The following is a 371-nucleotide window of genomic DNA, read 5'->3' on the forward strand; positions in this document are numbered from 1 at the left end:
GCATTGTTTTCCGCCTCATCGTTACCTCCCACCTTCATAAATGTGTTTGCTTAAATAGCGTTCGCTCCCGTCCGGAAAAATGACGACGATATTCGTCCCTGGCTTTGCCTTCTCTGCTTCCATCAAGGCGGCATGAAACGCGGCGCCAGACGAACTGCCGACCAAAAGCCCCTCCTGTCTTGCGAGTTCGCTGACGCGCCGGAACGCGTCATCGTCCGCGATCGTGTAGATGGCATCAAAATAATCCGGATCCATAAACGGCGGCAAAAACTCCATGCCGATCCCTTCCGTCCGATGCGGACCCGGCTTGCCGCCGCCTAAAATCGAGCCTTCCGGTTCCACGATGACCGTTTTAATGGCCGGGTTTTTTT

1 protein-coding gene is annotated in these 371 nt (G+C 54.7%); it reads right to left on the reverse strand.

The window, feature by feature from the left end:
* Positions 1–21 precede the first annotated feature (21 nt).
* On the reverse strand, positions 22–371 hold a 350-nt coding region (locus tag I656_RS0117455), incomplete at its 5' end, for a pyridoxal-phosphate dependent enzyme (protein WP_033007117.1).

Source organism: Geobacillus sp. WSUCF1 (assembly GCF_000422025.1).
GTDB lineage: Bacteria > Bacillota > Bacilli > Bacillales > Anoxybacillaceae > Geobacillus > Geobacillus zalihae.